The sequence below is a fragment of the Chitinophaga sp. 22620 genome (assembly GCF_052044405.1).
Classification (GTDB): Bacteria; Bacteroidota; Bacteroidia; order Chitinophagales; family Chitinophagaceae; genus Chitinophaga.
Genome location: NZ_JBQEMV010000002.1, coordinates 564,118 through 590,638 on the forward strand (window position 1 = coordinate 564,118; position 26,521 = coordinate 590,638).

Sequence of the window (26,521 nt, forward strand, 5' to 3'; positions counted from 1 at the left end):
TGTTTTGTGCTGGTTAAAACGATGCCCTGATGCTTGCGCCGTAGCTCCTGGTAGTGGGGAATGCGTTGTTCTCGTAGAATACGTTCGTGCCGTTCAGCGCTTCCGCATCTACGTTCGGCATTGTTTTGTAGATGTACCAGAGGTTAGTGGCAAACAGCGACACGGCAAGCCTTTCAAAACCGATCTTTCCGATGGTCTTTTTCGGCAGCTCGTAGGTGAGCACAATGTTGCGCAGCTTGATGTAATCGTTCTTGTACACGATATCGGGCTGGATGTCCATGAACGTTTGCCAGTAATAGGAATGTTTATCCGCCGCGGTAATGATGGTCTCATTCGGCTTGCCGTCGGCCTCAACGCCCGGCAGTATCACACCGTCGTGCATGATGAAGGGATACTTGGAATCGCCCGGCACGGCTGCAGTGTGGCTGGGCAGCAATACCAGCGTGCTGCTGTTGTTGATGTAGTAGGGGAGGCCGCCATGCGCTTCGTCGCGGTACGCGGTAGTGGAGGCTGCGGAGCCATTGCCCACCATGTACATATTGGTCTGGGAAACGAGCGTGGAGCCGAATTGGTAATCGATGTTGAAGTCGAGTGAAAAACCTTTGTAGCTGAGCGTGTTGTTAAAGCCGCCGGCAATATCGGGCAGCACTTTCCCGATCACTTCTTCCTTGGTGGGATCGGTGGAGTAATAACCCGCTTCGGTAATCCTTTCACCGTTTTCATTCACCTTATACGGCCTTACGACTACCTGGCCCCATGGCTGGCCTTCCACGGCTACCACCCTGGCGCCTGACATGCCCCACAGGTTTTGCGTGGTGATGCCCTGCGCCAGCTTTTTAACCATCGGCTTGTCGCTGTGGAAATTCAGCACGGTGTTCCAGTTGAAATGGGCGGTTTTAACCGGTGTGGCATTGATGAACACTTCGATGCCGCTGTTCCTGATCTGGCCGGCGTTGATCCTGGTGCTGGTGAAGCCGGAAGACGGTGATACGCTCAACCCCATGATCTGGTCGTAGGTGTTGCCGTTGTAGTAGTTCACTTCCAGGCCCAGGCGGCTGTTGAGGAATTTGGCTTCAAGCCCCAGTTCCAGTTCGCGTTTGCGTTCGGGCTTCAGGTCTTCAGGCGGGCGGGAATCGCGCGGGGAATAGGTGATCACGCCGCCGTAATTGCCGATGTCGTATACATTGTTGGCAAAGTATTCCGGACCGGGACGGCCTACGTCTGCCCAGGAAACCCTGAACTTGCCGAAGCTCACCCAAGCCGGCATTTTGAGCTGCTCGCTGAATAACCAGGACACGCTGGCGCCGGGATAGAAATAGGAGTTATTGGCCGTCGGAAGGATGGACGACCAGTCGTTCCTGCCCTGCAGTTCCAGGTACAGCCATTCCTTAAACCCAAGCTGCACGGAACCAAACGCCCCGTAAAGCAGGCTGTAGCGGCGGAAACCGTCGCTTTCGGTTGGTGTCATCTTTGAATTTTTGAAAGAGAACCAGTCCCGGGTAATGAACCCGTTCCGCGTGGTCCTGCTGGTCCAGTCGCTGGTGCGTTTCTGTATCACGCCGCCCACGAAGGTGTTCAGGCTAAAGTTTGAATTGAGCTGTTTGTCATAGCTCACGATGGCCTGGCCGTTATAATACACATCGGTGCTGTTGTAGAGATAGTACCTGCCGCCTTCGCCCATGGCGAGCGGCCTGCGGAGCTTTTCCTTCTGTTCGTTCTTGTTGGTGATCCAGTCAAAACCGCCCAGCAGCTGGAATTTGAGGCCTTTGGCAATGTCCACGTCTACGGTAGCGGAATTGATGAAGTGGTTGCGGGTGTTGTCGTAGTCGTTCTGCATCTGGTTCCAGAAGTAGTTGCCGGCCAGCCCGTCGCGCACGATGCCTCCTGTGGGATAGCGGCTCTGCCGGTTGTCCATGGCCCACCAAAAATAGTCGTCGTTCGCATGGTCTACGATCTGCGTTCGCAGCAGTTCCGTGCTGAGCTGCCGGGGCACGCCGTAGGTCACGAACACGTCCTGGTTGGTAGGCGGCGAGTTGTGGTTGAAGGTGTTCGCATAAGTGCTCACCAGCTTGAAGTTCACCCGGTTGGTGATCTTGATGTTGCCGTTGAAGGTGAAGTTATTGTCGTGCAGCTTAAACCCTTCAAAGATGCCTTTATAATCCTTGCGGGTATAGGATACGCGGAAGCCGCCGTTTTCGCCGCCGCCCTGCAGGGCAACGTTGGCGGTGCTGGTATTGCCGTTGCGGTAGAAGTCGCGGATGTTGTTGGGCTGGGCAACATAGGGCCTCATCACGCTGTCGTACCAGAGTATCTGGCGGCCGTCCATTTTAGGCCCGAAGTTGTAATTGGTGGGATAATAGGCCTGCTTACCGAAGCGCTGGTAAAAGCCTTCCCCGTCTACTACGCCCGGGTTCACCCAGGCGGCAGGGAAGCCGGAGCCGTATTCGTTCTGGAATTCCTGCATGATCCACACGCGGTCCTGCGAATGGCTGAGGTTTACGTCCACGCCGAAGCCTTTCTTTTTGGTGCCGCTTTTGGTGGTGATGAGTATCACACCGTTGGCGCCCTGCGAACCGTAAAGCACGGCGGCTTTGGCGCCTTTCAGCACATCGAACGTGGCGATGTCGTCCATGTTCAGGTCGTTGAGGCCGTTGCCGGTGCTGCGGTTGATCTCCGTCTGTCCGTCCAGCATGGGAATACCGTCTATTACAAAGAGGGGCCTGTTGCTGGATTGTTCGGCAAGGGCTACGGCGTTGCGGATATTGATGCTGATGCCGCCGGCGGGGCCGAGGGCAGTACCGGTGATCTTAAGGCCTGCCACCTGGCCGTAAAGCGCGCTGAAAACGTTCACGGGCGATCCGATATTTTCCAGCTGCTCTGTTTTCACGGTGCCTTGTGAATAGCCGAGGGCTTTGCGGGCGCGGGGAATATTAAGGCCGGTTATCACCACTTCGTCGAGGCCGGTCACATCTTCCTGGAGGGTGATGTTGTAGGAAGCGGCTTCGCCTGTCCTGATTTCCTGGCGGAGGAAGCCGATGTAATTGAATACGAGGGTGGCGTCAGGCGCTACGCTGAGGCGGTAGCTGCCGTCTGCCTGTGAGATGGCGCCGTTGCTGGTGCCTTTTTCGGTGATGGTAACACCCGGGATGCTTTCCCCGCTGGCGTTACGCACGGTTCCGGTCACGGTCTTTTTAGCCTGTGCAAAGGAGATTTGATTGCACAGGCTAATGAAGACCGCTAAAAGTAGTAGCGTTCTTTTCATTGTTCACTGTTTTAATTTAAATGCGTAAAAAAATTGCGGTCTGCCCGGGTAAAAATGCCGGGTTGGTTGATGGGGAAATAGAGGACCACATGCTGTCGGTCCTGTATTCGTTCAAGCGATTTTTGGTTTACAATGCTGTAGTGTGCTGTGTTGTTTGTGCTTTGGTTGTTTTGTGTTTTGGTTGTTTGTTGCTCGAAAAATGGCCTGTTTATAGTTTAGGTTTAGTTCACTGCTGGTGTTTGTGTGCCGGTATTATGCTGGTTGACCACATGGAATTCACTGTCTGAGGGGGCCGCCTGGTCCGGCCTTACACTAAAACGTTTTAGCCTTTACCTGCTAAAAAAAGAACCCGGGTGGTATTGGTTGACCCTGTTCTGAGATTAATTTCCAAACGCTTCATTTACTGTTACCCAAACTTACCTAATTTTTTGAATACGGCATGGCCGTTTATCAAGTTTTTGAAAGAAAAACATGACAAGATGGATTACTGCCTGCACTATACGAAATCGGTTGCATGAAATCCCGGAAACTGAGCATTGGCCAGATTTTGCAAGGAATAGGAGAGAGTTTGCATAGAATATTCGCGCGGATTGATATTTTTTTCCGCATTGTTAGCGTAATCTTAAGAGCTTATCAAAAAAAAGTTAAATTTTCTTTTGTGACCTAGTAAAGTTTAACTAAGTTGCAGGCGTTCGTTTTTTCCGAACCAAATCTGTGCGAGTTGAAAGAAAATGAAGCGCCCTGGAACGTCACAGGTTTTTTTTATTGGTAAAACGCTAAAACGTTTTATCCGATATATTAAAGCCCTGACCCGTGAAAATGAAGGAGGAGCAAAGGATGCACGGTTTTTTTATGGGTAAGATGCTAAAACGTTTTATCTGGTCCGGGAAAAAACGGAGAAAAGTGAACATCGCTGGCTTTAGAGAACAAAAAATGGTAGCAACAGACTAAATCGATCTCTTTTTATTAGCCGCATTTATGTAGACCAGCCTCGGACAGGCAGGAAGAAATTGTATTGCATTGCAACTGATGCGAACGGGTGTTCTATGCCCGCCCGCTACATCAGCTTCAAACAATAATAGATAACTATTAACTATTTGTTTTCACGTTTCAAAACTTAAAATCTAAGGAAGCTATGCGAAGAATTCTTCTGCTCGCCACGCTGCTGTCTTTCTGCTTCGCCCCGCTCGCATGGGCACAGAATAAAAAAGCAGTGTCCGGCACTGTCAAGGATGTTAACGGTCAGCTGTTACCCGGCGTAACAGTCATGGAAAAAGGAACTCAGAATGGCACCGTGACCGTTGCGGACGGTTCCTTCAAGATCAGTGCAGACCCCTCCGGTACACTGGTTTTCACGTTTATGGGCTACGCCCAGCAGGAAGTACCCGCTTCCTCCGCTTCTTTCGACATCATTCTGAAAGAAGATTCAAAGAATCTCAATGAAGTAGTGGTAACCGCGCTCGGCTTCAAACGCGAACAGCGAAAGCTCGGTTACGCTGTTACTGAACTGAAAGGTTCCGAAGTGGCCAAAACCAATGCCATCAACCCCGTTGCAGCCCTGCAGGGTAAAGTGGCCGGTCTGGACATCTCCGGCGCTGCCGGCGGTCCACAGGCTGCCAACCGCATCGTGCTGCGCGGCGCAAAATCGCTCAATGGTAAAGACCAGCCTATCTTCGTGATAGACGGTACCATCTTTGAGAACGAAGAAGCAGACAATGCCGTGAACTTCGGTAACGTGCTCAAGAATTTCAACCCCGATGACTTTGAAAGCGTAACCGTGCTCAAAGGCGCCGCCGCTACCGCTCTCTATGGTACCCGCGCCATCAACGGGGCCATCCTCATCACCACCAAAAAAGGCACCACCCGCAAGGGCCTGGGCGTGGATTTCAGCCAGACGGTACAGTTTGAGCAGGTATACCGCACACCTATCGCTTTGCAGAATGAATACGGCGCCGGTTACAATCCTTTCTTCAATAAAGATGCTGACGGCAACGTCGTGGAATGGGCAGGCGCTTACAGCTTCGGCCCCAAAATGGACGGCAGCATGGCCAAGATCATCAACGGTGATATTGTGCCTTTCGCCGCTCAGCCCAATAACTGGAAAAACACTTACCAGACCGGTAAATACTTTAATACCAACGTGGCCGTGGAAGGCGGTAACGAAAAAGCGAACTTCCGCTTTTCTTACTCCCACGTGGACAATAACAGCGTGATGCCGAACAACGGTTTCAAAAGAGACGCGTTCTCCCTGAAATCATCCGCCGTTATCTCCAAATTCCTTTCCGCTGAAGGCGGCGTAACCTTCACCTCCAGCGAAACCACCAATCCCACCCGCCAGGGCGGCGATTACACCAACGAAAACGTTGGCCGCAAATGGATCTACATCTTCCCGCGTAACTACGATCCCGGTTACTGGCAGGCGCGCTACATGGGCCCGGACCCCGGTAAGCAGGACCTGAGCAGCTACCTGGGCCAGTATCCCGGCGCAGACTACTGGTTCTCCCTGGAAAACGACAACTGGGTACGTAAAGAGAAACTCCTCATGGGTAACCTCTCCCTCACCGGCACTGCTACCGACTGGCTGAAATTCATTGCCCGCGGTAACTTCAGCTACGAGCAGAATGCGGACGACCGCCGCCAGCTGGGCTGGGGCCCCAACTACACGGGCAGCCGCGGCCTCTTCGTACTTTCCGGCCAGCACAAAACGCAATACACCTTTACCGGTATGGCGGTGATCACTCCCAAGCTCGGCTCCGATTTCACTGCCAGCCTGAACCTGGGCGCTGAAACCTGGACCTCCGGCATCGGCAACAGCTTCCGTACCGCTACCACCAACGGCCTCCGCATCCCCGGCATGTACGCCATGACCAATAGCGCCGGCCCCCTGGACGCACAGGCAAAAACACTGGCGCAGAAAAGGATCAACTCCCTGTTCTTCGCAGCCAGCTTCTCCTATAAAAACGCGTGGTTCCTGGACGTGACCGGCCGTAACGACTGGTCTTCAGCGCTGATGTACCCGGACGGCCACGGAACGCCTTCTTATTTCTACCCGTCTGTAGGCGCAGCATGGGAATTCACCGAAACGCTGAAAAGCAGCATGCCTTCCTGGGTTAGCTACGGTAAGCTCCGCGCTTCTTACGCTTTCGTTGGCGGCGACATGGTGCCCTGGGAAAACAACTCCGGCTTCATCACCTCTTCCATCTGGAACGGTGCGGGCTCAGGCTCGTCTACGCTTCCCATCAACGAATACTACCAGCCCAACACACTGCCCAACATGAACCTGAAGCCCTCCACTTCCAGCTCTGTTGAAGTAGGTGCGGATGTACGTTTCCTTAACAACCGCCTGGGCCTCGATGTGGCCTGGTACCGTTCCATCATCAAGGACCAGATCATCAAGATCCCGGTTACCATGGAATCCGGCGTGAGAGAGCGTTTCATCAACGCGGGCAAATTCCGGAACAGCGGCATAGAGATCGCGATCAATGCAAAAGCCATTGATACGAAGAACTTCAGCTGGGACCTTACCCTGAACGGAAGCAAGAATAACAACAAGATCATTTCCCTCTTCGGAAATGAAAAAGAATATGAAATGGCTAACGACCAGGACGTACGCGTGCTGGCAATGGTTGGCGCTGCTTACGGCGTGATCCAGACCAATTACGGTTATACCCGTTATACCGGTAAGGATGCAAACGACCCGAACAATGGCAAGCCCATCATTTCCCCCAACTCCGCTGACCTGCCTTATAAATTCAAGCGCGGCGCGGCAGTAGCGGGCAATATCACGCCGGACTTCAACCTGGGCCTGAGCAATAACTTCAACTACAAGAACTGGAGCCTCGGTTTCCTGGTACAGGCAAGGATCGGCGGCGATATGTTCTCCGCTTCCCACCAGTACGGCACAGGCCGCGGTACAGTAGCCAGCACCATCAACGGCCGCGATGCGGAGCACGGTGGCCTTGCATGGACAGACAACGCAGGCCGCCAGCGTAACGACGGCATCCTGCCGGAAGGCGTGTTTGAAGACGGTTACAAGATCACCCACAACGGCCAGGAAGTGAACCTGGGCGGTATGAGCTACAGCGAAGCATATGGCAAAGGTTATGTGAAACCGCTGAGCCCTTACCAGTATTACAGCATGGTGGGCGACTGGGGTATCGGTATCCGCGAGGCGTCCGTGTTTGATGCGACCTATGTTGCACTGCGCGAAGTATCCATCGGTTATACCATGCCGAACAGCATCGCTGAAAAGATCCGTATGAACAAAGTACGCGTGTTGCTGATAGGCCGTAACCTCGGTTACCTCTACAACAAGCTGCCGGACGACATCAACCCGGAAAGCCTCCGCAACAACAGCACCAGCGCATTCTCCGAATACGGCGGTACTCCTTTCGTGAGGAACATGGCAGTAACCCTTCAACTTGGCTTCTAATTTCAAAACGAAACAAACATGAAAGCGATTCATAAATTTGGAATAGGGGCGCTGGCCCTGGCATCACTGGCCAGCTCCTGCACACGGGACTTTGAGAACATCAATAAAAACCCTGAGATCACGGATAACATTTCTCCCGAACAACTGTTCACCGCTTCCCAGAAGGCGATGGTGGACCGTGATTTTGACTGGTTCTATGAGCACTATCAATACCTGATGCGTTATACGCAGTTCACCGTTAGTTACCCGGACGGCAATACCAGCGGTATGTTCGCCAATCCCCGTGTGAACGATTTTTACAGTTCTTTTTATACCAAGATCGGCGGCAACCTCTCTGCCATCCAGCAGATCGTGGACGCCAAGACCGGCGCGGATAAAACTTACTATTCACAGGTAAGGGCTATTGCCACCGTGAACAAGGTGTATTCCGCCTTCCGCGTAATGGACGTGAACGGCAGCATTCCTTACACGGAAGCATTCCAGGCCCGCGTGGGCGAAGGCAGCTTCCTGCCGGCATACGACAGCCAGGAAAAGCTGTTCGGTATTTTTGATGCTGAGCTGAAAGAGGCCATCACTGCGCTTACCACTCCCGGCCAATACATTCCCATCGGTTCCGTTGAGCTGTTCTATAACGGCGATGCCGCCAAATGGGCAAAAGCCGCTAACGTGCTGCGTTTGAAGATCGCCATGCGCCTCAGCAAACGTAACCCGGATAAACTGAAAGCCATCGCTGCCGAAGTAATGGCCAGCCCTGCAGGCCTGTTCGCCGGCAATGCCGATGAATGGAAATTCGTTTCCAGCACCAACTTTGCAAGAGGCGGCAACTGGAACGCGCAAGGCAACCCTACCCGTGGCGGCAAAACCCTCGTGGATTTCATGTACGACAATGCTGACCCGCGGCTGAGCCTGTTCTACAAAAAGAACGGTTTCACAGAAGCAGTGTTTAACCGCCTGAAAGCCGGCGGCGCATTCCCTGCATCCGCGGTGTATAATCCCCGCCAGTATGTAGGTATGCCCGAAAGCCCGGATGACAAGAACAATCCCGCTTACAGCAGGCTCTTCGGCGTGAAACGGTATAATATCGTTGAAGGCGGTAAGAACGTTACGGTGGAAGTGGATACGCTTTCCACTTTCCAGAACCGCATCTTCGACCTCGGGTCCGACGGGAACCTGGATGGCAGGTACACCCAGCCAATGATCACATATGCTGAAATGTGCTTCATGCTGTCTGAGCTTTCGCTGAAAAGCATCATCACCGGTGATGCGGCAGACTGGTATAACAAGGGCGTAGCGGCTTCCGTGAATGCTTACAGCACGATCGCTACCCTGGCCCCGGCTATTGAATTTGTGCCTGCAACGCCTGAAGCAATCACTGCATACCTGGCTAAACCAGGCGTAGCCTTTACCGGCACGAATGCAGAGAAGCTCGAAAAGATCGGCATCCAGCAATACATCAACAGCTTTAAAACCCCCTGGGAAGCATGGGGTTATTACAAGCTGCTGGGCTACCCGAAAGTGGGCGGCATCCTGAACCGCAAAGAGTTCATCGCGAGCGGCGTAAAGCAGGAAGTTCCCCGCCGCTGGCCGCTGCCCATCTCCAACCAGAATATCGACAACTATAATAAAGCAGTTGCTGAAATGAAGGCATCCGGCGAATACGGTAACGCGGTGGAAGATATCACCGGCCGTGTTTGGTGGGATAAAAAATAGTGAAGAATGAAATAATAGCTGAAAAAGCCCCGGCGTCTGCCGGGGCTTTTTTTATTTGTCTTAGTGTAAGCGTTTCCGTTATTGAAGCAGATCTTTGATCTCGCTCAGTTTCATCAGCGCCTCCACGGGCGTGAGGCGGTTGATGTCCACCGCGTTGAGCTTATCGCGGATGTTCTGGAAGGTATCGCTGTGCGCGTCAAAAATGCTGAGCTGCACCTTTTGCACAGGCGCGGCAATCTGCTGCATCGGCGCTTCGATGTGCTGGCTTTCCAGCTGGGAAAGTATTTCGTTGGCCCGGTTGATCAGCTGCGGCGGCATGCCCGCGATCTTCGCCACGTGAATACCGAAGCTGTGCCTGCTGCCGCCGGGCGCCAGCTTACGCAGGAAAATGATCTTGTTGCCCACTTCCTTGTTCGTAATGTGGAAGTTCTTCACGCGTGAATGCGTGTTCTCCAGTTCGTTCAGCTCATGATAATGCGTGGCAAACAGCGTTTTCGGACGGTGGTCCGTCATGTCGTGCAGGTACTCCACGATGCTCCAGGCGATGGAAATGCCGTCGTAAGTGCTGGTGCCGCGGCCTATTTCGTCGAGGATGATGAGGCTGCGCGGGGTAATATTGTTGATGATGCTGGCGGTTTCGTTCATTTCCACCATGAAGGTGCTCTCGCCGCCGCTCAGGTTGTCCGACGCGCCCACGCGGGTGAAGATCTTGTCCGTAAGCCCGATCTCCGCCGAAGAAGCAGGCACGAAGCTGCCCATGTGCGCCATGAGCGTGATGAGCGCCGTTTGCCGCAGCAGGGCCGATTTACCGCTCATGTTAGGTCCCGTCAGGATGATCACCTGCTGTTCATCGCGGTGCAGCAGCAGGTCGTTCGTTACATAACTTTCTCCCGTAGGCAGCCCCTGTTCGATCACCGGGTGGCGGCCTTCTTTGATATCGATATTATATGACTCGGTTACTTCGGGGCGGCGGTATTTGAACTGCACGGCGTTATGCGCGAAGCACAACAGGCAGTCCAGCCGCGCAAGCGCCTGCGCATTGCGCTGGATGGGCACGATGTATTCCTGCAAGGCCAGCAGCAGCGCGTCGTACAGCTGCATTTCCAGCGACAGTATCTTTTCTTCCGCGCCGGTGATCTTTTCTTCGTATTCTTTCAGTTCCGGCGTGATGTAACGTTCGGCGTTGGCCAGCGTTTGTTTGCGGATCCAGGTGTTGGGCACTTTGTTCTTGTGCGTGTTGGTCACTTCAAGATAATAACCGAACACGTTGTTGAAGGCCACTTTCAGCGAAGGGATGCCGGTGGCTTCGGATTCCTGCTGCTGGATGCGCAGCAGGTATTCTTTGCCCGAGGTGGCAATGGCGCGGAGGTCGTCCAGCGCAGCGTCCGTACCCTCGCGGATCACGCCGCCCTTGTTGGCCAGTACGGGCGGGTTGTCTGAAATTTCGTTCAGTATCCTGTCCAGGATGGGCTGGCAGGGATCGAGCTGCTCCTGCAGCTGGCGGAGCAATGTATTGTCGGTGGCAGCCAGCGTGTTGGCTATTTCGCTTACCTGTTGCAGGGCTTTGGCAAGCTGCATCACTTCGCGCGGGTTGATCTTTTTAAGCGGGATCTTGGACACCAGCCTTTCCAGGTCGCCCACGATCTTGAGGTGCGTTTGCAGCAGGCGGGTATTGTCTGCGTCGCGGATGAGCGTTTCCACGGCATCCAGCCTTTCGTTGATCTTGGCAATGTCGCGCAGCGGGAAAATGATCCAGCGTTTCAGCAGGCGCGCGCCCATAGGGGAGAGGGTATTGTCCAGCGTGCCGATCAGCGATTTGCCTTGTTCCACGGTGCTTTGCAGCAGTTCCAGGTTGCGGATGGTGAAACGGTCCATCCAGAGGAAATCGTCCTGGTCTATCCGCGTCAGCGCGGTAATGTGCTGGAGATTCGGATGCTCGGTATCTTTCAGGTAATGCATGGTGGCGCCCGCCGCGATAACCGCTTCGTTCAGCTCTTCCACGCCGAAACCTTTCAGTGAATGCGTTTCGAAATGTTTATGCAGGATCTCCCTCGCATAGGTATTGGTAAATATCCATTCTTCGAGGGTGTAGGTATAGAACCGGCTGCCGAAGGTCTGCCGGAAATGTTTCTGCTGCTGTTTGGCAAACACCACTTCCTGCGGGCGGAAGCTTTGCAGGAGCTTGTCCACATACTCCTGCGTTCCCTGCGCCACGAAAAATTCCCCGGTGGAAATATCCAGGAAAGCCACGCCTGCCTGGTCGTTCTGCCCGAAGTGCACGGCTGCGAGGAAGTTATTCGTACTGTTGTCCAGCAGCTTGTCGTTCACGGCCACGCCGGGCGTCACCATTTCGGTCACCCCGCGTTTCACGATGCCTTTCACCATTTTCGGGTCTTCCAGCTGGTCGCAGATGGCTACGCGATGGCCGGCTTTCACGAGTTTGTGCAGGTAGGTGTCCAGCGAATGGTGGGGGAACCCTGCGAGGTCTACATAAGAAGCGCTGCCGTTGGCCCTTTTGGTGAGCACAATGCCGAGCACTTTGGATGCGATCACTGCATCCGCGTTGAAAGTTTCATAAAAATCCCCGACCCTGAAAAGCAGCACCGCGTCCGGATAGCGGGCTTTGATGGCATTGTGCTGCTGCATCAGGGGCGTTTCTTCCGATTTACTTTTAGCCATGCGGCAAATATAAGAACCTGCGGGCATTAACTTACAGTCAACTATCTTTGCACCCATGCGGAAGTTAAACATGCAGGAGCTGGGCCGTAAAACGGTGGCCGAGTTCAAGGCGGCGGATAAAACGCCGCTGGTGCTGGTGCTGGACAATGTGCGTAGCATGCACAACGTGGGATCTGTGTTCAGAACGGCGGATGCTTTCCTGGTACGGGGCATTGCGCTGTGCGGCTATACGCCTGTGCCCCCGCACCGGGATATCCAGAAAACGGCGCTGGGCGCAACGGAAACGGTGGAATGGCAATATTTTCCCACCACGGTGGAAGCCGTGCAGGCCCTTAAATCGCAGGGTTACGCTATCATCGCCATCGAGCAGGCCGCGCAGAGCGTGATGCTGGATGCTTTCCGGCCCGGGGAGCAGCCGCTGGCGCTGGTGTTCGGCAACGAAGTGGCTGGCGTGGACCCCGCCGTGATGCAGCTGGCAGACGGCTGTATTGAAATTCCCCAGCTTGGCATGAAACATTCCCTCAATATTTCCGTGAGCACCGGCATTGTGATCTGGGACCTGTTTTGTAAACTGAAACCTGTAAATTAGCGGCCATGTCCTCAACTGTCAAGAACTATCTGTCGTTAGTAAAGTTCAGCCACACCATTTTCGCCATGCCTTTCGCCATGACGGGTTTTTTTATGGCGGTAACCTGGGCCGGGCATTCCTTCAGCTGGACGACGCTGCTGCTGGTGGTGCTCTGCATGGTGTTCGCGCGCAGCGCGGCCATGGCTTTCAACCGCTGGCTGGATGCGGAATTCGATAAAAAGAACCCGCGTACCGCGCAACGGGAAATACCCGCCGGCATTATTTCCGCGTCAAACGCCTTGTGGTTCGTGACCGGCAACGTATTGCTCTTTATGGCCACCACCTGGTTCATCAATCCCCTGTGCTTCTTTTTATCCCCCGTTGCCATGCTGGTGGTGCTGGGGTACAGTTATACCAAACGTTTCACCGCTCTCTGCCACCTGGTGCTCGGCGTGGGCCTCAGTCTTGCCCCGATCGGCGCTTTCCTGGCCGTGACCGGGTATTTCAGCCTGCTGCCCGTATTGCTGAGCGTGATGGTGCTGTGCTGGGTGAGCGGCTTCGATATAATTTATGCCTTGCAGGACGAGGAGTTTGACCGCTCCCAGCAACTACATTCCATTCCCGCCTGGCTGGGCAAGGCCGGTGGCCTGCGTTTTTCGGAAGGGCTGCACCTGGTTGCCGCTGCCATGGCCATTACCATTGGGGTGATGGGGCATTTCAGCTGGCTGTACTGGATCGGCGCGGGTGTTTTTATTTTAATGCTTTTCATGCAGCACAGGCTGGTGAAGCCGCATGACCTTTCCCGCGTGAACCTCGCGTTTATGACCACCAACGGCATAGCCAGCGTGGTGTACGCGGTATTTTCAATTGCGGATATGCTGATCTTCAAACAATAAGATATGCCCAGGATACTCGCCATCGATTACGGGAAAAAGCGCACAGGGCTGGCGGTTACGGACCCTTTAAAGATCATTGCCAGCGGCTTGGGCACCGTTCCTTCTCACGAGCTGATCCCTTACCTCAAAAAATATTTCGCCACTGAACCGGTGGAGCTGATCCTGATAGGCCTGCCCCGCAACCTGGACGGCAGCGCTACAGACGCCACAGCGCTGGTGGAGGAATGCATCAGGATACTGGGAAAACATTTCCCGGACATGCCGCTGAAAAAAGTGGACGAGCGCTTTACCTCCAAAATGGCCTTCAGGAGCATGATAGACAGCGGGATGAAAAAGAAGGACCGGCAGAATAAAGGGCTGGTGGACGAGATCAGCGCGACGATCATCCTGCAGGAATACCTTCACCATAGCGGCGGGGGGCAAATGCCCATGACGGGCGGATGAGCCCTTCGCGGAAAAAACCTAACTTTGCATTTTTCCATTTTTGACCGATAACAGATGATTTTACCAATAGTAGCCTATGGGGCGCCCGTTTTAAGAGAAGTAAGCCAGGACATTACGCCTGATTACCCCGATCTGCAAAAGCTGATCGACAACATGTGGGAAACCATGTACGCCTCCAGCGGAGTAGGCCTGGCCGCGCCCCAGATCAACAAGCCCATCCGCCTTTTCGTGGTAGACAGCGAGCAGATCATCAACAATCTTGAAGAAGACGAGGTGAACCTTTATCCGGCCGACCATGGCATCAAACAGGTGTTCATCAACGCGAAGATCGTGGAAACGGACGGAGACGACTGGGCCTATAACGAAGGCTGCCTGAGCATCCCCAAGATCCGGGAAGACGTGTACCGTCCTGAAAAAGTGAAAATCAAATACCTGGATGAGAATTTCCAGCCCCATGAGCGTACTTTTCACGGAATTACCGCACGTGTGATTTTCCATGAATATGATCATATAGAAGGCAAACTTTTCATCGATTACCTGAAACCTTTGAAGAAAAGGATGATCAAAAGCAAGCTGGAAGACATTTCCAGGGGAAAGATCAAGGTGGATTACAAGATGGTGTTCCCTAAATAGTTAAAAGATTTTTTCGGCATTATAAAAAATAAATATGCCTAAGAATTTCATATTGTAAGTTTTTTCATTATTTTAGTGCCACTATATTTTTTGATAAGTACACTTGGGAACTGAAAATACATATACCGAACAAGAACTGGTTGCCGGCTTAAAGGCCCGGGACCAGCAGATATTCGGCTACCTGTATGACCATTATTCTCCTGCACTTTACGGCGTGGTTCTCAAGGTACTGAACGACGAAAATTCAGCGAGCGACGTGCTCCAGGAGGTCTTCCTGAAAATCTGGCGGAGCATCGATAAATACGACACAGAAAAAGGGCGTCTCTTCACCTGGATGCTCAACATCGCCAGAAATACCGCAATAGATTCACTCCGCTCCAAAGGTCATAAGCTGGAACAGAAAATCCAGGAGCTTAATAACGACGTATATCTACAAACAAGTCAGTTAACGGTTCAACCTGCCGTGGATCACCTGGGCCTCTCGAAGGTGTTGGAAAAGCTCAACAAAGAACAGCGGACTATCATTGATCTTGCATACTACAAGGGATGCACCCAGGAAGAGATTGCCAGGGTATTGGATATTCCTTTGGGCACAGTAAAAACTAGAATGCGAAACGCAATTATACAATTGAGGAATATCTTAAAACAGTTGTAAGCAAAGTGGACGTACAACGTTACATATCATCCGGTATCATTGAAAGCTTCGTAGCTGGCTTAGCTACGGACCAGGAGGTCCGTGAGCTGCAGGCTTCGATGGCGCAATACCCGGAAATAAGAGCTGCGGTGGATGCCGTGCAGCTTGATATGGAGCGTTACGTAAACATGCAGAGCGTTATGCCGCCGCCGGCCGTGAGGGACCGCGTGTTCCAGGTCATTAACAACGAAGGGGTGGAAACGGCTGTTCCTGTGGGCGCTTATGCCTCCGAAGAATCGGCCGCCTACGTGCCCGATGAGCCTAAAGAGGTGAAACTGGTAAGCCCTGTTTGGAGATTTGTGGCCGCCGCAGCCATCGCAGGCCTGCTGGCCAGCGTTTGGATGAATGTACAGTATTCCAACAGCAGTAACGACTGGAAAGGCAAATACCAGGCGCTGCTGACCGAGAAAGATAAAATGATAGCGGACAACAATGCCATGCAAACCCGCATGCAAACGTCCGAACAGATGCTGCAAAGCCTCCGCGGCATGAAGATGGTGCCGATGTACACTGTAACGCCCACCCGCCCGGGTTTGCTGGCCACCGTGTACTGGAACCCGAAATCCGAGGAAGTGATGCTCACCGTTACTAATCTTCCCGCACCCGCTGCGGACCAACAATACCAGCTCTGGGGCATCGTGAACGGCAAGCCCGTGGATGCCGGCGTATTTGAAATGGACGCCGCTGTGAAAGGTTTCGCAAAAATGAAGTCCATGGTGCCCGGCGCGCAGATGTTCGCCATCACCCTTGAGAAAAAAGGCGGCTCTCCCACGCCTACGCTTACCGCCATGTATGTTGCGGGCAGGGTCCAGGGTTGATCCTTTTTAATTTCCGTTAAACATGACCGTTATTGCCTTTTCCCGGCGCAACTTCCGCCCGGCAGCATTTCCCTGTGCTCCCCCGACGCTTCTGGCCTGAATATTGCATTTTCATAACCCGACGAATTGTTTAAATTTGCCCGATGCGAAAAATCCTGCTACTGTTATACCTGATCCCCTGCATTCCCGCATTGGCGCAGGATACCGCCAGATATAAAGGCATGACCATTAACCTGGACGAACATGTGGTGAAAGCCAAACGTATAGGCTTCGACGTGAATGGTTTTATACAAAGAGTGGAAGAAGACACCACGTTCTACCGCGCATTCAAAAACCTCCGCATTATCGGTTTCACTGCTGATAACGATATCAGGGTGACGGATAAAAAAGGCGGCAAAACCCTTGCCTCGTTGAAATCCCGCACCAAACAGATCATGACCGGCAACTGCCGCAAAATGGAAGTGCTGGAAGAAAATACCACCGGCAATTTCTATAACCGCAAAGGCGACTATAATTATTATACCGCCGAATTGTACGCGAACCTGTTCTTCATCAAAGGCACCGTTTGCAACGAGGAAGGCGGCGGCGACAAAGGCAGCCTGGCGAGACATAAATCGCAGCTCAAACAGCTGATATTCAATCCCGGGAAACCCATATCCGGCGTGCCTGTGGTAGGCAGCAAAGTGGCTATTTTCGACCGTAACCTCATGCGTTACTACGACTTTTCCATTACCTCGGAAAAATTCACGGGCACGGATTGTTATGTGTTCAGCGCTGTAATGCGGAAGAACCTAAGCGGCGTGGACCGCGCGGAGATCGTGTACGACGAGCTGATCACCTATTTTAATAAAGAAACAATGGAGATCGTGGGCCGCAAATATTCCCTTTCCTACAAAACCCTCGTGTTCGATTTTAATGTGCGCATGAATGTGGAGCTTACCAAGCTGGGCGACCTGCTGCTGCCCGCGCTTATCACTTACGACGGTACCTGGAACGTGCCGTTCAAGAAACGGGAGACCGCCGTTTTTACCGCCAGGTTCTACGATTTCGGGAAATAAGATCAAAAATATGCAGATAAAAAAAGGGGCGCCGTATGAGCGCCCCTTTTTGGCTGGATGAAACATGATACTAATATCCTTCGTTTTGCCTGAGCCCCGGCTCTACTTTCAGGCTGTTCTCGTGGAACGGCCAGAGGTAGTTGTTGGGGCGGAAAGCACGGTCCTCTATTTTGAGGGAAACCTTTTCGCCGTTCACTATCCGGGTGTGGCCGAGAGCGGGCTGGTTGAGCACCTGCCCGGCGATGCGCCAGCGGATGATGTCGTCGTACCTGCGTCCTTCACCGGCCAGTTCGATCCTGCGTTCATTCCGGATCAGGTCGGTCCACTGCTGTTGCGTGTAGGCCGCATATTTCGGCAGGGTTACGTCGGCGAAGTTCATATCCAGGCCGGCGCGGCGGCGGACGTCGTTGATGCACTTTTTCGCGAGGGCGTCCACCTGGTTCTGCATGATCTTAGCTTCGGCGTAAGTCAGCAGCACCTCCGCGTAACGGATATACGGGAAATGCATATTGCCGCCGGACCTGAAGGCATCTGCCTGGTCAACGAACTTGCGGAACCAGTAACCTGAACGGCTGGCGCGGGGCCTTTCATAATACATCGGGTTGTTGGGATCGTAGATATTGATCGGTTCGGTCCCGAACATGTCCTCGTGCATGTAGATGCTGGCAGCCAGGCGCGGGTCGCGGTTGAGTTTCGGGTTGAGCTCGTACGCTTCTTTCGGATGCAGCCCGCTCGCGTCGATCGGATCGCCCTGGAGCGTCCAGTAAGCGTCAACGAGGGATTTGAGGGGTACTACGAAAGACTGCCCGTTGCCTGTGCGGTATTGCGGCGCCAGGTGCTGGAAAGAGTTGGTAGCGGTATTGTTGTGGCTTGCCATGTCCATGGTAAGAATGAACTCCTTGTTCGTCTTGTCCGCTTTATACTGGAACAGGTCGCCGTAATTAGGATGCAGCTGGTATTTCTGGCTGTTCATGATCTCTTCCGCCAGCCTTGCCGCAACATCATATCGCTCGAAATAGAGCGCATAACGCATGATGAGGGCTTTCAGCGAATAGCGGTTGAACATGTAGGAGTCTGAAGTGTATTCGTCAGGAGGCAGGTTGTTGGCGATGTTTTCCGCCATGGGGAAGAGGTCGTTAAGGATCTCTTCTTTTGCTTTAGCGGGTTGCGTGGCCGATCCGAGGTCTGCAGGCTCCAGGTAATAGGGTACATCGCCCCAGCGGGATACCAGCCAGAAGTAATGCCAGCAGCGGATGCCTTCCAGCACGCCCTTGTATTTCGCGCGTACGGTCTCGTCTTCCACGTAGGGGATGTCGACGTTCGCGATGAACACGTTCAGGCGGCCGAGGTGTTTCATATGCAGCTCGTAGTAATACAGGAACGCCTGGGTGTTGGAGTTGAAGTTGCCGTTGGCGATCAGCTGATGGTGATGGTTTTCGGAGCGGCTGTAAGCGTTGTCGCTCTTACCGTCTTCCATGTAGGGAAGCTTCGCCGTGAGGCCGGGGCCGGAATATACGTCCAGCATGCTGGAGTATACCACGCGGCGGAGGTCTTCTTCAGTATTGAAGAATTCCGAGAATTTAGTGGCGGTTGGATCGGTCTTATCGAGAAATTTCTCGCATCCGCTAAGCGCTATGGTGCAGACCAGCGATGCATAAATTAGTTTCTTCATCATATACACGAAATAAGTTGATTAGAAAAAGGAGGCTTTGAATCCAAGGCTGTAGATCGCCATGCGCGGGTATTTGCCATCGCCGCCGTTCCTTTCCGGTTCCAGGCCTTCCCATTTTGTGATGGTGAGCGCATCCTGGGCGTTCACGTAAACGCGTAAGTTGCGGATGGCGTTACCGATCTTCGGAAAGGTGTAACCCAGCTGGATCATCTTGAAGCGGAAGAATGAAGCGTCGCTCAGCCATACATCGCTCAGGTATGTGTTGGTGCTTGCGCCTGTCCAAACGCGGGGGAAGCGGCTGTTTGGGTTTTCAGGCGTCCAGCGGTTGTCTGCATAATACTGGCGCGGTGCGCCCAGCGCGTTGGTACCCCCGTCCACCAGAACGGGATAACCTTCCATGCCGCCCAGGCGGCCGAGACGTTTGCCCACGCCCTGACCGATCACGGAGAAGTCCCAGCGTTTGTAACCCAGGTTCATATTGATGGCATAGTTCAGGTGCGGGAACGGATCGCCGAGGTTCACACGGTCCAGGTTGTTGATCACGCCATCGCCATTTTGGTCAACGTACCTGATGTCGCCGGGAAGGGTATTAGGCAGTTTTGCCGTGGTATGCTCCACATCGTCCGCGTCGCGGAAGAAGCCATTGGACTTGTATCCGTAATAGTTGTCGATCGCTACGCCAGGGTACCAGATCTTGTCGGTGTTATCCTTGAAGATAAGGGAGTCGGTGGCGGTATAGCCCGCTTTCAGCACTTCGTTCTTGTTGTCGAACAGCATGCCGCCGATGGAATAGGTGAAGTCCCCGATCTTGTCGCTCCAGTTCAGAGTGATCTCGTATCCTTTATTATCAACTTCACCGATATTCACGGCAGACTCCAGGCTGTAAGAGCCTGTCAGCGGCGGTACCGGGAAGTTGGAGTAGATCAGGTCGAAGGAGTGTTTTTTGTAAACCTCCACCCCCGCGGTCAGGCGATTGTCCAGCGTGGTCAGTTCCATACCCACGTTCCACTGCTTCTGTTTTTCCCAGGAGAAGTTCGGGTTGGGCATGCGCATGGTCCATCCCCAGGTGTTCACGATCTCTTCCCAGAGGTAGGGATCCACGTTTTCGTTACCGATGAGGCCGTAAGACAGGCGGAACTTGAGGTTGTTAACGGCGCCGCTGCGCACGAGAGGTTCCATGAATTTTTCGTTCGTTGCGTTCCATGCAAGGGCCGCGGAGGGGAAGAAGCCCCAGCGGTTGCCCGGCGCGAACTTGCTGCTGCCGTCGCCGCGGGCGGTCACCTCGAGGATGTAGCGGCTGTCGAACGAGTAGTTCAGCTTGCCGAAGAAGGAGGCCTTGCTGATCTCGGTGAAGTTGGAGTATGTCCAGTTCATCGCTTCCGCGCCGCCTGTAAAGTAGATCTTGTCCTTGTTCTTGCGCAGGTTGCTGGTGTAATTCACGAGCAGGCGGGAAGTGATCTGGCTCCGGCTCACGTTCTGCGTGGCGTCTACCGCGTTGCCCCAGGTGGTAACAGGTTTGCCATTCCCGTCATAGAATTTAAACGTTCTGCGTTCCCACTTTTCGGCTGATTTGTTGATCAGGTAGGAAATGTTGCCCTCGATATTGAGGTTCTTGGTGATGAAATATTTGGGACGGAGGTTGATGGTGCTCCAGTCGTGCAGGTAATTCTTGGTGCCGCCGCGGTTGATGGAGGCCACGGGATTGAGGTTGTTGTGCAGCTGGTAATGCTCCGGGATGCTGGAATTCGGATAATAAACCTGCTGGGAAGAGTTCATCTTCCAGGCGTTGGTATAAAGACCGTGACCGTCGTCGTTGGCGTACAACCGGTCCACTTCCAGGCGGTGTGCATAGAAGTCGGCCAGCAGCACGAATTTATCGGCGATGTTGATATTGGTGTTGAAGCGCGCGGAATATTTCTGCGAGCCTTCTATGCTATTAAGGCCGCCTTCGTTCAGGTAGCCGAGCATGAGGTTGAAGGTGCCCACGCCGCCGCCGCCGGATACGCTCAGCGCGGTGTTGCTGGAGGTGGCCTTCCGCTGGATCACTTCATCCAGCCAGTCAACGCTGGGCATCTGCCCTGTTTCCATCTGGCGGATGGAGTCTTCGGAGAAGGTCGGCGTCTGCCCTTGCATAACCCTGGCTTCGTTGTTGAGACGCATGTAATCGGCGCCTTTCACGAATTTCGGAAGGTCGATGGGCTGCTGAACAGCGAACCAGGAATTCGCGTCAACCTTGAACTTACCGGTCTTGCCCCTTTCGGTTTCGACGATGATCACCCCGTTGGCGCCGCGCGAGCCGTACATGGAGGCGGAGGCGGCGTCTTTCAGGATGGTGATGCTTTTAACCTGGTTGGGATCTACGTCCGTAAGGGACATTTCCATCCCGTCCACGATCACCAGCGGTTCGGCGTTCTGCAAGGTGCTGATACCGCGGATGGAGATCGTGCCGGGTACGCTGCCGGGCAGGTTGGTGCCCTGCTGCATCGTAACGCCGGGAATGGTGCCGGAAAATGCTTCCTGGAGCTTGGCGATGGGCCGCGTCTTGGCCTGCTTCATGTCCATCTGGGCCACGGAGGAGGCGACGTGACGGCGTTCCACGGTCGAGAAACCCATGACTACAACGCCGTCCAGGTCTTTGCCGCTTTGCATCAACCGAACGTTGATGACTGACTGGCTGCCTACGGCCACCTCACGGTCCTGGAAACCGATGGAAGTGAAAATAAGCGTTACGTTGTCGTTCGGCACTTTGATTTCATAACGCCCGTCGGCGCCGGCGGCGGTACCGATGTTGGTGCCTTTTATCAGGACTGTGGCGCCGGGTACGGGGCTGCCCGCGGAATCCGCGACGCTGCCCGTGATGTTCCGCTGCTGCCCATAGGTTTGCAGCATGCAGAGCATAAACGATGAGATTAAGAGTAAATACTTCATATGTATGGCTGATTGAAGGTGCGTTGTTTGATAGGCATAGCTCCGCCTGCGCCGCCGGTGACTTCTTTGCCGGTCGGTAGTGAGTTATTTATACAAACTAAACAGGATGAGGTAGGGACTGGATTCCCGGAACGCGATTAGATTATGCCTGGCTTATTAAAAATTTAAGTATTCTTAACGCTTTAAAAGTATTCGAAATGCTTCTTTAGTCCAATAGATTATTTTATGATAACCTTTTTTTAATAAAAGGGAAGCTTCATTTTTTGCTTTTCTTTAACTCCTGCCTTGAAAAATCTTCAAATAATTGTTGTATGCATTTCAAATATGCATACTATTTTCGCTAAAGAATAAAGTTTCTTGATATTTTATCCAATTGAGAAAACTTCTTTAAATTGATTAAAGAAGTTTTTAGAAAGACGAGAAAATTTTTAAATAACATGAAAGTTAATTTGCTAAATAGAAAGTTGTTTTGGTTTCAAAATACAAATAGCCGTAAGCAAGAGCAATTGAAATACAGGATTTTGCAACACCTGTATACCGTCGGCCCCTCTTCCGTGGCCACGCTTTGTGAAACGCTGAACATATCGACCCCCACAGCCGTGAAGTTGCTTTCTGAAATGAGCAGGGAACGTATCGTCGAAAAAAAGGGACAAGGAGAATCCATTGGCGGAAGGCGCCCCGATCTCTTCCGGCTGCGCAAGCACGTACTTTTTATTATCTGTATCGATATTGAGCTGTTCAAGACCAGCATGGTGATAGTGGATAATAACAACAACTTCATCACGTCCGTCAAATCCTTGCCGGTGCCGCTTTCACGTAACCGCAACGCATTCTTCGAAGCGCTGCTGGTGCATGTGCAGGAGCTGATCGATTCCGCCAATATCGATTCCGCAAGATTGATCGGATGCAGCATCGGCATGCCCGGGCTGATCGATACCCGATCTGGCGAAAACTTCAGCTACCTGCTGGACGAATCAGGCCGCATGGGTCTCCGTGATGCGTTTGAAAATCAACTGAACATGCCCGTCGTGATCCAGAACGACGTGAAAGGCTCCGCGCTGGCGGAATTGCGGCATGGTCACGCGAAAGGGAAAAAGAATGTGCTCGTGATCCTGATGGACTGGGGCATTGGCCTGGGCATTATTATGGACGGCAAGGTGCAGCAGGGCAGCTCGGGGTTTTCCGGGGAAATGGGGCATATGCCTTTTGCAGAGAACGGTGAGCTGTGTTATTGCGGGAAGCATGGCTGCCTCGAAACGGTGGCTTCGGGCATGATGTTGTCCAAGATCGCCCGGCAAGGCATTCTCTCGGGGCAAAACTCGATCCTCAACGAGCTTTCCAACCAGGAAGTATACCGCATCGAAACGGAGCTGATCATCCGTGCGGCCAACAATGGCGACCAGTATTCGATCCAGCTTCTTTCCAATATCGGTACCAACCTCGGCAAAGGTATCTCTGTTCTCATCCAGCTGTTCAATCCCGAACTGGTGATCCTCAGCGGCAAGATCGCGGCGGCACGCCAGTACATTACGCTCCCGATGCAGCAGGCGATCAACACTTATTGCATGACGCAGATACGCGAAAAGGCGCAGATCATAAGCTCAGAGCTGGGTGAACATTCCCGCCTGCTGGGATATGCGGCCGAAGGCATCAGCCAGTTCTTCGACACGATGATCGCGCAGGCGAAAGCGGCATGATTTAGCGACGCGGTTAGTTTCCTTTTTTTAAGGTGTTTTATTTAACGTAGTAAGGTCACCGTGCCCTGCCGGCGGTAATATTTTGCATTCAGCTCGTCGATGTATTCCACGATCCATACATAAGTGCCCAGCGACGCGGGCTGCCCGTTGTGCTTACCGTTCCAGGCCACGCCGGGATCTGTTGTGTAGAAGATGAAATCACCCCAGCGGTTGTAGATGCTGAGCTTATACTGGCCTATCTGGCACCGGTATTTCGGCCTGAACAGGTCGTTGATGCCATCGCCGTTCGGCGAGAAGGCGGTGGGATAAAACAGCTGGCAATCGCAGTTCTGGTACCAGATATTCACGGAATCCGTGGCGCGGTTGCACACGTTCTGGGCCACGATGGCGTAAATGCCGGGCTGGGTAACGGTGAAGCTGGCAACGGAACTGCTGTCCTGCCATTTATAATCCGTGCCCGCGCCTCTCGGCAGCAGTTGCAACGTTTCGCCCACGCACAGCACAGAATCCATGCCCAGTGATACATGCAGCGAATCCTGGAAGTCCACGCGGATGGTATCCATTTCCACGCAACGGCCTATCTGCACGCGCACGTAATAATAACCGGTGCTGTCCACATGGTACGTTGCCTGGTCGGACCCGTCCTGCCAGAGATAATTACCCGTGCCATAGTCTGCGGACAGCACGAGGAAATCCCCGTAACAAAGCGTGGTGTCATTTCCCAGGTTCACATTGCCAAGACGGCTGTAACGCACGCCAATAGTGTCCAGCACATCGCAGATGCCGTTGATGTTGACGAATACCGAGAAGTCGCCGTTGCGGCTCACGTTGATGCGCGGCGTGGTGGCGCCCGTATTCCAGCTGTAGCTGAGGCCCTCAGGGCGCGTTGCGTCCAATATTACGGATTCGCCGGGGCAGAGCAGCGTATCTGGACCGAGATTAAAAGGATAAGGCGTGCCGGTGAAAGTGATGGTCACCTGGTCTGAAAAGTCGCCGCAGCCAGCCACATGCGCCGTTACGGAATAGGTTTGCGTAACACCGGTGGTCAGTATGGTGGGCGTGGTTTCGCCGGTGCTCCAGGTATAGGTGGCGTTCTGGGCCGTCGCATCCAGCGTCATCAGCTCGCCGGTACAGAGTATCCTGTCAGGCCCCAGGTCGAAATCGGGAATAGGGGAGTAGAAGATATTTACCGAATCTGTTTCCGTGCACCCGTTGATCGCCACATGATAAGTGGCCATTTCGGTAACGGTGAAGGTGTTGACCGCGCCGGTAGACACCGTGTCTTCCAGGTAATACCAGGTGTAGGTAGCGCCCGGTATAGGCGGCGCCGTTATGACCGTGTTACCGTTCTCGCAAAGCGTGAGGTCGGGCCCAAGGTTGGCATTCTGCCGCGGTACGATGGTGATGGTTTGGGTGCTGATGTCTTCCACGCCGTTGCGGTACGCTTTCAGCGTAATAGTGTAGGTCCCGGGCGCGGTGTAAATATGCCAGGCATCTTCCACGAGGCCGGAGGAATCTGCGGCTACGAGCGGCGGGCTCACGAAATACCATTTCACGGAATCGATGACGGTAATATCGTCTGTGATCGTGAATTTCACCGTATCGTTGAGGCAGGTGGTGTTATATGTAAAATTTGTCAGCAGGGGGCGAATGTTTGCTACAGCTGTAGTTGACGCTGTAAGCAGCAATAGCAGGATAAGTGCCTGGAGCCTGGCTAGGTCTTTCATCGGAACCATGGTAGCACTAAATTAGTAGAAATATTGATATGTAGATTGTTTTTAATAAAATAATTAATCGTTAACATCCGTGGATGTGCGTACAGCAAGGGCTCATAGGTTTACGGCCTGCAGCAGTAATTCGGTTGAATAAGTAAACGGGAAATTAACGGGGAAAGTATGGATGTGGATTATTCCTCTTTCCGTTTGTACCTGCGCCATTTTTCGAGCACACCGCTAAAATCAGCCGGCAATTCGCTTTCAAACAGCACGGGCTTGCGGGTGCGCGGGTGAATGAACCCAAGGGTCTGGGCATGAAGGGCATGCCGGGGCATGATCTCGAAGCAATTATCCACAAACTGCTTGTATTTCGCGAACACGGTGCCTTTCACGATGCGGTCGCCGCCGTAGGTATCGTCGTTGAAGAGCGGGTGGCCGGTGTGCTGCATATGCACGCGGATCTGGTGGGTGCGCCCGGTTTCCAGCTTGCAGGCAATGAGGCTCACGTAGTTGAACCGTTCCAGCACTTCGTAATGGGTGATGGCTTCTTTGCCATGCTCTCCGTCAGGGTAGGCGGTCATGATCTTGCGGAGGCGCTGGTGGCGGCCTACATGGGCTACCACGGTGCCTTTATCCTCTTCAAAATCGCCCCAGACGAGGGCCAGGTAACGGCGCTGAACGGTGTGGTCAAAAAATTGTTTGGCCAGGTCGGTCATGGCTTTTTCAGATTTGGCCACCACCAGCAGGCCGCTGGTATTTTTGTCGATGCGGTGCACCAGCCCGAAGCGCGGGATTTCCGGTTCCACGGCGGTTTCGTTGCCGTCGCCGAGGTAAAAGGCCAGGGCGTTCACCAGGGTGCCGGAGTAGTTGCCGCAGCCGGGGTGCACCACCATGCCGGGCGGTTTATTGATGATGAGGATGTCTTCGTCTTCAAAAACGATGTTCAGCGGGATATTTTCGGGCTTAACCTCGGTGGTTTCGGGGTTTTTGGTGGAATACACGATCAGGCGGTCCAGCGGGCGGACCTTGTAATTGGATTTGACGGGCTTGTCGTTGACGAGCACCATGCCTGCTTCTATAGCCTGCTGCACTTTGTTGCGGGTGGCGCCTTCGATCCTGTTCTGGATGAATTTGTCGATCCGCAGGGGTTCCTGGCCTTTATCCACCACCAGGTTCACCCTTTCATACATTTCCTCGCTGCCTTCGCCGTTCTCCAGTTCATCTTCCAGCTCCACGATTTGATCGGTCATCAGTAAAAATTTTTGCAAAGATACTTATAGTTATCTTTGCAGGCGATGAAACCGAGCAGAACGAG

16 protein-coding genes are annotated in these 26,521 nt (G+C 53.3%); 10 read left to right on the forward strand and 6 right to left on the reverse strand.

Annotation, left to right across the window (positions count from 1 at the left end; all coding sequences use genetic code 11):
* Positions 1 to 13 precede the first annotated feature (13 nt).
* Positions 14 to 3,262, reverse strand: a complete 3,249-nt coding sequence (locus ACTJIK_RS12095) for a SusC/RagA family TonB-linked outer membrane protein (protein ID WP_440646610.1) — start codon at positions 3,260 to 3,262, stop codon at positions 14 to 16.
* Between the two features lie 1,135 nt (positions 3,263 to 4,397).
* Here ACTJIK_RS12095 and ACTJIK_RS12100 point away from each other — a divergent pair.
* Positions 4,398 to 7,694, forward strand: a complete 3,297-nt coding sequence (locus tag ACTJIK_RS12100; RefSeq protein WP_440646611.1) for a SusC/RagA family TonB-linked outer membrane protein — start codon at positions 4,398 to 4,400, stop codon at positions 7,692 to 7,694.
* Between the two features lie 18 nt (positions 7,695 to 7,712).
* Positions 7,713 to 9,404 (forward strand): SusD/RagB family nutrient-binding outer membrane lipoprotein, encoded by a 1,692-nt coding sequence (locus ACTJIK_RS12105; RefSeq protein ID WP_440646612.1) that lies wholly within the window; start codon positions 7,713 to 7,715, stop codon positions 9,402 to 9,404.
* Between the two features lie 78 nt (positions 9,405 to 9,482).
* Here ACTJIK_RS12105 and mutS read toward each other — a convergent pair whose 3' ends face one another.
* Positions 9,483 to 12,083, reverse strand: coding sequence for a DNA mismatch repair protein MutS (mutS, locus tag ACTJIK_RS12110; protein ID WP_440646613.1), 2,601 nt, complete (start codon positions 12,081 to 12,083; stop codon positions 9,483 to 9,485).
* A gap of 55 nt (positions 12,084 to 12,138) precedes the next feature.
* Between mutS and ACTJIK_RS12115 the strand changes: the two genes are divergently transcribed.
* The 7 genes from ACTJIK_RS12115 (at position 12,139) to ACTJIK_RS12145 (ending at position 17,194) form a co-directional block, all read left to right on the forward strand.
* Entirely contained in the window at positions 12,139 to 12,672 is a 534-nt protein-coding gene (locus ACTJIK_RS12115; RefSeq protein ID WP_440646614.1) for an RNA methyltransferase, read from the forward strand.
* Positions 12,673 to 12,677: 5 nt separating this feature from the next.
* Positions 12,678 to 13,547: a UbiA-like polyprenyltransferase gene (locus tag ACTJIK_RS12120; protein WP_440646615.1), complete on the forward strand. Its 870-nt coding sequence runs from the start codon at positions 12,678 to 12,680 to the stop codon at positions 13,545 to 13,547.
* Between the two features lie 3 nt (positions 13,548 to 13,550).
* Positions 13,551 to 13,991, forward strand: coding sequence for a Holliday junction resolvase RuvX (gene ruvX / locus ACTJIK_RS12125; protein WP_440646616.1), 441 nt, complete (start codon positions 13,551 to 13,553; stop codon positions 13,989 to 13,991).
* A 54-nt stretch (positions 13,992 to 14,045) separates the two neighbouring features.
* Complete coding sequence (def, locus tag ACTJIK_RS12130) at positions 14,046 to 14,624, forward strand: peptide deformylase (protein WP_440646617.1); 579 nt, start codon at positions 14,046 to 14,048, stop codon at positions 14,622 to 14,624.
* A gap of 103 nt (positions 14,625 to 14,727) precedes the next feature.
* Positions 14,728 to 15,279: an RNA polymerase sigma factor gene (locus ACTJIK_RS12135; RefSeq protein WP_440646618.1), complete on the forward strand. Its 552-nt coding sequence runs from the start codon at positions 14,728 to 14,730 to the stop codon at positions 15,277 to 15,279.
* Positions 15,280 to 15,284: 5 nt separating this feature from the next.
* Entirely contained in the window at positions 15,285 to 16,136 is an 852-nt protein-coding gene (locus ACTJIK_RS12140; RefSeq protein WP_440646619.1) for an anti-sigma factor, read from the forward strand.
* A gap of 143 nt (positions 16,137 to 16,279) precedes the next feature.
* Positions 16,280 to 17,194 carry a hypothetical protein gene (locus tag ACTJIK_RS12145; RefSeq protein WP_440646620.1) on the forward strand — a complete coding sequence of 305 codons (915 nt, stop codon included), beginning with the start codon at positions 16,280 to 16,282 and terminating at the stop codon, positions 17,192 to 17,194.
* A gap of 70 nt (positions 17,195 to 17,264) precedes the next feature.
* Here ACTJIK_RS12145 and ACTJIK_RS12150 read toward each other — a convergent pair whose 3' ends face one another.
* Together ACTJIK_RS12150 and ACTJIK_RS12155 are read right to left on the reverse strand one after the other, a co-directional pair.
* Positions 17,265 to 18,869 carry a RagB/SusD family nutrient uptake outer membrane protein gene (locus ACTJIK_RS12150; RefSeq protein WP_440646621.1) on the reverse strand — a complete coding sequence of 535 codons (1,605 nt, stop codon included), beginning with the start codon at positions 18,867 to 18,869 and terminating at the stop codon, positions 17,265 to 17,267.
* Between the two features lie 18 nt (positions 18,870 to 18,887).
* Entirely contained in the window at positions 18,888 to 21,794 is a 2,907-nt protein-coding gene (locus tag ACTJIK_RS12155) for a SusC/RagA family TonB-linked outer membrane protein (RefSeq protein ID WP_440646622.1), read from the reverse strand.
* 521 nt (positions 21,795 to 22,315) lie between these two features.
* Here ACTJIK_RS12155 and ACTJIK_RS12160 point away from each other — a divergent pair.
* Positions 22,316 to 23,491: an ROK family protein gene (locus tag ACTJIK_RS12160; RefSeq protein WP_440646623.1), complete on the forward strand. Its 1,176-nt coding sequence runs from the start codon at positions 22,316 to 22,318 to the stop codon at positions 23,489 to 23,491.
* 41 nt (positions 23,492 to 23,532) lie between these two features.
* Here the strand turns inward: ACTJIK_RS12160 and ACTJIK_RS12165 are convergent, their stop codons facing one another.
* A complete protein-coding gene (locus tag ACTJIK_RS12165) occupies positions 23,533 to 25,218 on the reverse strand; it encodes a gliding motility-associated C-terminal domain-containing protein (protein WP_440646624.1) in 1,686 nt (561 codons plus the stop codon).
* Positions 25,219 to 25,397: 179 nt separating this feature from the next.
* A complete protein-coding gene (locus ACTJIK_RS12170) occupies positions 25,398 to 26,456 on the reverse strand; it encodes an RluA family pseudouridine synthase (RefSeq protein ID WP_440646625.1) in 1,059 nt (352 codons plus the stop codon).
* Positions 26,457 to 26,521 lie beyond the last annotated feature (65 nt).

Coding starts and splice junctions, on each gene's coding strand:
- ACTJIK_RS12120 (WP_440646615.1), top strand. CDS start 12,678: ATGTCCTCAACTGTCAAGAACTATCTGTCGTTAGTAAAGTTCAGCCAC.
- ACTJIK_RS12105 (WP_440646612.1), top strand. CDS start 7,713: ATGAAAGCGATTCATAAATTTGGAATAGGGGCGCTGGCCCTGGCATCA.
- ACTJIK_RS12165 (WP_440646624.1), bottom strand. CDS start 25,218: ATGAAAGACCTAGCCAGGCTCCAGGCACTTATCCTGCTATTGCTGCTT.
- ACTJIK_RS12115 (WP_440646614.1), top strand. CDS start 12,139: ATGCGGAAGTTAAACATGCAGGAGCTGGGCCGTAAAACGGTGGCCGAG.
- ACTJIK_RS12155 (WP_440646622.1), bottom strand. CDS start 21,794: ATGAAGTATTTACTCTTAATCTCATCGTTTATGCTCTGCATGCTGCAA.
- ACTJIK_RS12150 (WP_440646621.1), bottom strand. CDS start 18,869: ATGATGAAGAAACTAATTTATGCATCGCTGGTCTGCACCATAGCGCTT.
- ACTJIK_RS12095 (WP_440646610.1), bottom strand. CDS start 3,262: ATGAAAAGAACGCTACTACTTTTAGCGGTCTTCATTAGCCTGTGCAAT.
- def (WP_440646617.1), top strand. CDS start 14,046: ATGATTTTACCAATAGTAGCCTATGGGGCGCCCGTTTTAAGAGAAGTA.
- ACTJIK_RS12145 (WP_440646620.1), top strand. CDS start 16,280: ATGCGAAAAATCCTGCTACTGTTATACCTGATCCCCTGCATTCCCGCA.
- ruvX (WP_440646616.1), top strand. CDS start 13,551: ATGCCCAGGATACTCGCCATCGATTACGGGAAAAAGCGCACAGGGCTG.
- ACTJIK_RS12100 (WP_440646611.1), top strand. CDS start 4,398: ATGCGAAGAATTCTTCTGCTCGCCACGCTGCTGTCTTTCTGCTTCGCC.
- mutS (WP_440646613.1), bottom strand. CDS start 12,083: ATGGCTAAAAGTAAATCGGAAGAAACGCCCCTGATGCAGCAGCACAAT.
- ACTJIK_RS12170 (WP_440646625.1), bottom strand. CDS start 26,456: ATGACCGATCAAATCGTGGAGCTGGAAGATGAACTGGAGAACGGCGAA.